Here is a 7,319-nt window from a genome sequence, read left to right as displayed (position 1 = left end):
CATTACCTTTCTTTTTTATTTTGTTTGGTAGCTAATAATTATAGAGGTAATTGCGCCTTTTTTCTATTCAAAAACATAAAAATTGGACTGATGAATTTTGTCATCAGTCCAATTTATTATAGAACCTTTCTTAATTGCGAGTTAAGAAAACGTTATTTTTTATACTTTATTTCAAATATTAAAATAATTATATAACCCAAGATACATAGAATGTCATTTAATGGGAGATGAACCGTTATATCTATTGTCATCATGCTCCCCCCTCTCTCCCAATTGGATTCATAGAGTTAGAGATACATAACAACGTAATAGGTTCCCTCATTTTTATGCGTTTCATTATACATCGTATGCTATTATATAAAACTCAATAATATATGCTTAATTCAACAATTTATAATAATCTTTTTAAAATTAAAAAGCTCCTAATCACTAATATCAGTAATTAGAAGCCATACATTATTTATTAATCTCTCTTTGTATAATTGTAGCTGGTCCATTATTAACAATATCATAGAAGTATTGAATTAAATCTTCTTTAGGGATGCGGTTACCATCCTCAACCCAATGTCTTAAGAACGATAATCCTGCACCTGAAACATAGCTCATAAAATATGAGAAAGGTATACCACTAATATCACCATCTAAATTAGTAAAACTATTTAAATAGTTCGTTAGCAAGCCATATAATTTTTCATGCAATCTAGATTCAGTGCCTATTTTGAACATTAATTGATAAAACGTTATATTTTCTTCAATATGTGCAATAAGAAATTCCATTATATGTCTTAAGTCTTCTGTTGAGAACTTTCCACCACTACTCTTTTTACTCTCTTTAATAAAATTACGCACAATATCTACATGTTCATCTTCCATCTTGTCTAGCAAGTCATATTTATCTAAATAATGCGTATAAAATGTACCACGGTTAATATCAGCTAAATCAGTAATTTGTTGTACAGTAACATCATTGAAATCATACTTATGTAATAAATCTATGAATGCTGTTTTAATCGCTTGTTGAGATTTTCTAATTCTACGATCCTGAGTCATTTGATAGACCTCACTTTAAATGTTTGTTTTTGTACAATTATATCGGCTTTGTTGGTTTTCGTACAATTGCATGCATATTGATCGTTGTAACGTTCAACGTTACGGTTTAACATAAGTTAGCCCAAATGAAATCGTGCCAGTCGAAATAGAATTATTACCATCTGGTACTTTATTTAAAAAAGATGAGTCATTAGCAGTTGTTGTTAAAGGTAACGAAATTATCAAAGGTAATAGCACCCCTTTACCTAATATGAAAACACGTTATGAACACGAAGATACAGTAAACAGAGGCAATCACCTTGTTTATACTGGTGGCGGTTATGATTCACACTTAATTATTCCAGTAATTGAATAATTATTTAAAGTAAAACAAACATTAAACATATTCCTTTTCTCAATACCTAAAAGCCAGCAGATGAATTAAAAAAATTCACTTACTGGCTTTTAAATTTATATATCATCTACCATTAATAATTATCCCACGCAATTATTAGAGCCAACGCCAAAATAATTGATGTAAAATACCTAAATCATCATATCGATGAATGATAGTTGAACCAAATAAATGTAAGGCAAATCCAATAATAACAAAGAAAATCATAACACTATAGAAACTCGCAAAACGTAACGTATGATTTACACTATATTTTGAAATTAAATAAACTGATGATGTTAAAAGTAAAATCACTGAAAAGGCAATCAATATACCACTAAAAATATACATTTCAAAGAAAAACACAATAAATCCTAAAAATAGTATACTTACTGATAATGTATTAACTAATATATAATCAGATAAAATCTTTTTAAAGGAAATGCTTTCTACTATCATTAAGCGAATAACGGCGAATGTTACGATAAATAAAAACGCAAGTGCTAGCATAGTAGTTAATACAAATTTCAAGATAATTGTTGCAGTATCAACAAAATAACCATCAAATAAACTTGCTGAAAGTAGGTGTAATAACATTCCCAATATAAGTAAACCAATAATAACTAATGATGATAGCAAAGTAATACTAAATGACTTATTCCCTTTCATCACTACATCATGAGAAGTAAAAGCTTGCTTAAGAAATTGCTTACTTTCATTAAAGGTCGATTTCACCTTAATCGTGAATGGACCTTCAGCATAACGGTGTTCATAAGACATATATCTATGTGCAAATTCACCACGATCGTACTCACTATGATTCTGTTCTCCATTAATTTGTTCTTGCTTAATAGCTGTAGAATGACTTGTAGATTGAATCTCCGAATTGAATGATTCTGTTGTCGATTGCGTTGATTGAGATAATGAACCATTTAATTTATTACCACAACTACCGCAATATTGATCTCCTTGTTGATATGTCTGACCACAATTTGGACATTGCATTAGGGCTACCTCCATAAATATAAAATTCTAAGTTATTATACCATTATTTTATATTGTGTCATATATTATATTTTATAAATTAAAAAAGAGGCTGGGACAAAATAAAATGTCTCAGCCTATTTTATCATTTTGTCAGTAGATGACTGATTTGAAAATGCGCTTGAATCAAGCTTTTTTCAAACCTAGTCATCCTTGCCGGGGTAGGACTACGAAATAAATTTTGAGAAAATATTATTTCTGTCCTACTCCCTTCTATAGTTATGATTGTTAATTATTCAGCTTCTCTAATCTCTGCATCTACATCTGCATAATCAATTTCTGTTTCTGTAAATGTTTTATTATTAACTGGGAAATGTTGTTCGAATGTTTCGAAATTCTGTATTTCAACAGTTACATCGTCTACTTCAAAGTCTAATACATGACCACCAAAGTTGCGATCGTCATTAGCAAAGTGAATATGGAAGCCAGCTGATCCAATACCGTGGAATAATTCTGGAGTAAAGAATCCAATAACTGTTCCTTTAATATCTTCACGCGTTTCCTCTGGTTGTCTACGTGCTGAATCAATTAATCTAGTGTAAGGTGGCTCTTGTTTAGGCATCATGCGTACGTGCATTTTTTTAAATGTACCGCTTATTTTCACTGCAGAGAATAAGTTATCACTTAACATATGTTCTTTAACTTCGTTTAACACTGTTTCAGAGTCTTTATTTGAAGTTTGATATGTTTGATCTGCTTCAAAACGTGTAATTGTTGCATATGGCGTCATTTCATCACCATTTAGTTTCTTAAACTCCTTGTGCTCGTTAGCATGGAATGCTTCACCATCTAAAAAGATAACCTCACCATTAGAACCTGTTAATGTAGCTAGTCCTGAATCACCATGTTCTAATAGTTCATCGATAGACGCAGTTCCTTCTAATAGACCTGCCATTAATGTACCTAAAGTACCATGTTGATATAATACGTGACTCATTGAATATTCACTCCTATGTTTGTTTGACTAATAATTAATTTAAAGAATCTGGTAATACATTCGTTGATAATTTGATATTGTCTTTATAATTCACTGGGATATCAATTAATACAGGGCCTTCAGTTGCATAGCCTTCTTTTAAAGCGGCTTCTAATTCTTCTTGATTAGTAACACGTAACCCTTTTGCACCGAATGATTCAGCATATTTCACATAATCAACTGGCCCAAATTCAACTCCAGCTGAACGTTTATATTTCATTTCTTCTTGGAACTCTACCATATTATATTTTCCATCATTCCAAATTAATTGGATGATGTTTAGATTTTTACGTACGGCTGTTTCTAAATCTTGACCTGAGAATAAGAAACCGCCATCTCCAGCTACTGACACAACTTGAGTATTTGGGCGAACTAATGCAGCTGCGATTGCCCAAGGTAGAGCAACACCAAGTGTTTGCATACCATTACTAAATAGTAAATGTCTTGGATTGTAACTTCTAAATTTACGTGCCATCCAAATATAATGGCTACCTACGTCTACAGTAACAGTTGTATCGTCAGTTAGTGTTTTTTGCATTGTTTCAATAATTTCTAATGGATGCATTACGCCATCTTCATGTGTGTACTTGATACCTGTTGCTTCAATGACTTCTGCTCTCAAACGTTCTAAGTCATCTAAACGATTTTGATTAATAATAGGTTCATGCACATTTTCAGATAGGAGTTGAATTGTCCCTGCAATATTGCCAATTAATTCTTTTTTAGGGCGTAAAAAGTTAGTGATTTCAGCCTGTACTTCATCAATAACAATGATTTCTGTATCTAATTCTTTATTCCAATTACTTGCTTCGTATTCAATTGGATCATAACCAATTGCAACAACTAAGTCAGCTTTTCTTAATAATTCGTCACCTACTTGGTTACGGAATAAACCGACTCTTCCGAAGAAGTGATTTTCTAATTCACGGTTAAGTACACCGGCACCCTGGAATGTTTCAACAACTGGTAAATTTGATTTAGCAACTAATTGACGAATTGCTTCTGTTACTTTCTCACTTGAACTTCTCATACCTACTAGCAACACTGGGAATTTCGCATGTTTTATAGCTTTGATAACGTCTTGAATGTCTTCTGAATTTGGAACACCTAGTTGTGGTTGTTCACATAAATCAATTGCATTAGATGTTACTGGAGACTCAATAACATCTTGTGGGATACTAATAAAACTTGCACCATTTTTACCTGAAGTCGCTGTACGAATAGCGTTTGTCATTACTTCAGATAGAGACTCAGGATCTTGTACTTCTGCGCTATATTTCGTAGATGATCTTAAAAGAGAAGCGTTATCTACTGCTTGATGCGTCATACGTAATAAATCGTTACGTTTAACTTGACCACCGATAGCTAACACTGGATCACCTTCTGAAGTCGCTGTTAATAATCCAGTTGTTAAGTTACTTACTCCAGGGCCACTCGTTACTAATGCCACACCTGGTTTACCAGTTAAACGACCGATACCTTGTGCCATCATGGCAGCATTTTGTTCGTGACGTGTCACAATAAGTTCTGGACCATCATCTTCAAGAGCATTAAAGAGATAGTCTATTTTAGCTCCTGGAATACCAAATACGTAATCTACATTATTATTTTTTAAAGTATCAATGACCATGTTTGCAGCAGAATAGTTTTCTTTAGTCATCTGAATTCATATCCTTTCAAGTTCCGTTTTAAATTTTAATATTAAAAAGAAGCCACCTACATGTCTATTTTTTAAGGGAAAAAGAGGGAAAGACTTAGTTACATGAGTTGTGGCTTCTTTATATTTAAAGTTACTTCATTATTTCATTGTTGCTAGTAATCTCAGTTAGGGATACATATTTAAATGCGAGATGGGAGTCTTCTATCTATGTCAATTGGTGTAATAAATCATAAAGTTCAGCACTATTATGCTAATACAATATAAGGGGATGGATTTACTACACGAAATAGAAGCATTTAAATATGATGTAACTTTATTACATGACTAATTATAGTATGTTCTGAACTATTAATAAAATACATATTTTCGATAGAACCTATTCCATAATGGAATAGGTCAACAAACTTTAATTTTTTAGTAAAATACCACTAAATAAAGGTCTAATTACTTGACTTATTGTGTATTTTTAGTATGTTAATCCCGACCAAAAGACCACTTTTTATATTTTATGGATGATTTTACTCTTTTTTGTTGTTTTTATTTCTTATTAATCTGTTATAATCAAATCTATCATTTAAAATTTCCTTGTTACACTCTGTCATTTTATAAAAAGTAAGAAAACTTAAAATTTTCAGAAATTTTAGACAAAAATACAAAGTTTTGTGCTAATATAATAAATATTCTAGAGATAACAAGCTAATCTTATAACTCAATATATTAAGTAAGTGGAGGTTCATGATTATGGCCAGTTTTTTCAAAAATTTAACTCGAAAAGAAGATCCCACAATCTATCAAAATAAAGATGGTCATTTAAAACGTACATTACGCGTTCGAGATTTTCTTGCATTAGGTGTTGGTACGATTGTATCAACTGCAATTTTTACATTGCCTGGCGTTGTAGCCGCTGAACATGCAGGCCCTGCTGTTGCATTATCATTCTTACTTGCAGCGATTGTTGCAGGTTTAGTTGCCTTCTCATATGCCGAAATGGCATCAACAATGCCTTTCGCCGGTTCAGCTTATTCTTGGATTAACGTTTTATTTGGAGAATTTTCAGGTTGGGTCGCAGGTTGGGCACTTTTAGCTGAATACTTTATTGCCGTAGCCTTTGTAGCATCCGGATTCTCTGCCAATTTAAGAGGACTCGTATCACCATTAGGTATCGTATTGCCTAAAGCATTATCGAATCCATTCGGAGCTGATGGTGGTGTGATTGATATTATCGCTGCTGTTGTAATCATTATTACTGCAATCATTTTATCACGTGGTATGACTGAAGCAGCACGTGTAGAAAACGTCTTAGTTATCTTAAAAGTATTTGCAATCGTATTGTTCATTATCGTAGGTTTAACTGCTATCCAAGCATCTAACTATGTTCCGTTTATTCCAGAACATAAAGTGACTGAAAATGGTGATTTCGGTGGTTGGCAAGGTATTTATGCTGGGGTTTCTATGATTTTCTTAGCTTATATTGGATTTGATTCAATCGCAGCCAACTCTGCAGAAGCTATCAACCCACAAAGAACAATGCCTCGTGGTATTCTTGGTTCATTAGCTGTCGCTTTAGTATTATTCGTAGGTGTAGCTTTAGTATTGGTTGGTATGTTCCATTATTCTAAATACGCTGGTAATGCTGAACCTGTAGGTTGGGCACTTCGTCAAAGTGGCCACGGTATTATTGCTGCTGTCATTCAAGCTATTTCAGTAATCGGTATGTTCACCGCTTTAATTGGTATGATGTTAGCAGGATCACGTTTATTATATTCATTTGGTCGTGATGGTTTATTACCACCTTGGTTATCAAAATTAAACCATAAACATCTACCAAACAGAGCACTTTTAATCCTAACTATTATTGGTGTATTAATTGGTTCAATGTTCCCATTTGCATTCTTGGCACAACTTATCTCAGCAGGAACATTAGTCGCATTTATGTTTGTGTCTCTTGCAATGTATCGTTTAAGAAAACGTGAAGGTAAAGATTTACCTGAACCATCGTTTAAAGTACCGTTCTTCCCTGTACTACCAATAATCACATTTATTTTAGTATTACTTGTATTCTGGGGATTAAGTTTCGATGCTAAACTATATACTTTAATTTGGTTCGTTGTTGGTATCATAATCTATTTAAGTTATGGTGTTCGACATTCTAAGAAAAATGAAGAAGAGGACTACGTCGTACCAAAAGATTAATACAAATGAAAAAGCACCTGTCT

The 7,319-nt window shown here is 32.7% G+C and carries 5 protein-coding genes and 1 pseudogene; 2 read left to right on the top strand and 4 right to left on the bottom strand.

The genetic code is table 11. From position 1 onward, the window contains the following. Positions 1 to 456 precede the first annotated feature (456 nt). Positions 457 to 1,050, bottom strand: a complete 594-nt coding sequence (locus AC1RRU_RS04790; protein WP_011274789.1) for a TetR/AcrR family transcriptional regulator — start codon at positions 1,048 to 1,050, stop codon at positions 457 to 459. Positions 1,051 to 1,165: 115 nt separating this feature from the next. On the opposite strand from AC1RRU_RS04790, the pseudogene AC1RRU_RS04785 reads away from it, so the two are divergent. After that, a pseudogene (locus tag AC1RRU_RS04785) lies at positions 1,166 to 1,405 on the top strand (CocE/NonD family hydrolase C-terminal non-catalytic domain-containing protein); the annotation flags it as partial. 135 nt (positions 1,406 to 1,540) lie between these two features. Here AC1RRU_RS04785 and AC1RRU_RS04780 read toward each other — a convergent pair. The 3 genes from AC1RRU_RS04780 to alsS all read right to left on the bottom strand — a co-directional run bounded on the left by AC1RRU_RS04780 (position 1,541) and on the right by alsS (position 5,103). Further along, positions 1,541 to 2,428: a zinc ribbon domain-containing protein gene (locus AC1RRU_RS04780; protein WP_016930672.1), complete on the bottom strand. Its 888-nt coding sequence runs from the start codon at positions 2,426 to 2,428 to the stop codon at positions 1,541 to 1,543. Between the two features lie 271 nt (positions 2,429 to 2,699). Next, positions 2,700 to 3,404 (bottom strand): acetolactate decarboxylase, encoded by a 705-nt coding sequence (gene budA, locus AC1RRU_RS04775; protein WP_011274787.1) that lies wholly within the window; start codon positions 3,402 to 3,404, stop codon positions 2,700 to 2,702. Between the two features lie 34 nt (positions 3,405 to 3,438). Further along, the gene (alsS, locus tag AC1RRU_RS04770) at positions 3,439 to 5,103 is read right to left on the bottom strand and encodes an acetolactate synthase AlsS (RefSeq protein WP_011274786.1); all 1,665 of its coding nucleotides are present in this window, start codon (positions 5,101 to 5,103) and stop codon (positions 3,439 to 3,441) included. Positions 5,104 to 5,844: 741 nt separating this feature from the next. On the opposite strand from alsS, the gene AC1RRU_RS04765 reads away from it, so the two are divergent. Then, positions 5,845 to 7,296 (top strand): APC family permease, encoded by a 1,452-nt coding sequence (locus AC1RRU_RS04765; RefSeq protein WP_016930671.1) that lies wholly within the window; start codon positions 5,845 to 5,847, stop codon positions 7,294 to 7,296. Positions 7,297 to 7,319: the final 23 nt, after the last annotated feature.

The organism is Staphylococcus sp. GW821-FHT11H10, from assembly GCF_058807855.1.
The sequence above is the reverse complement of the archived record's forward strand: the minus strand, read 5'-3'. Positions and strand labels throughout refer to the sequence as shown.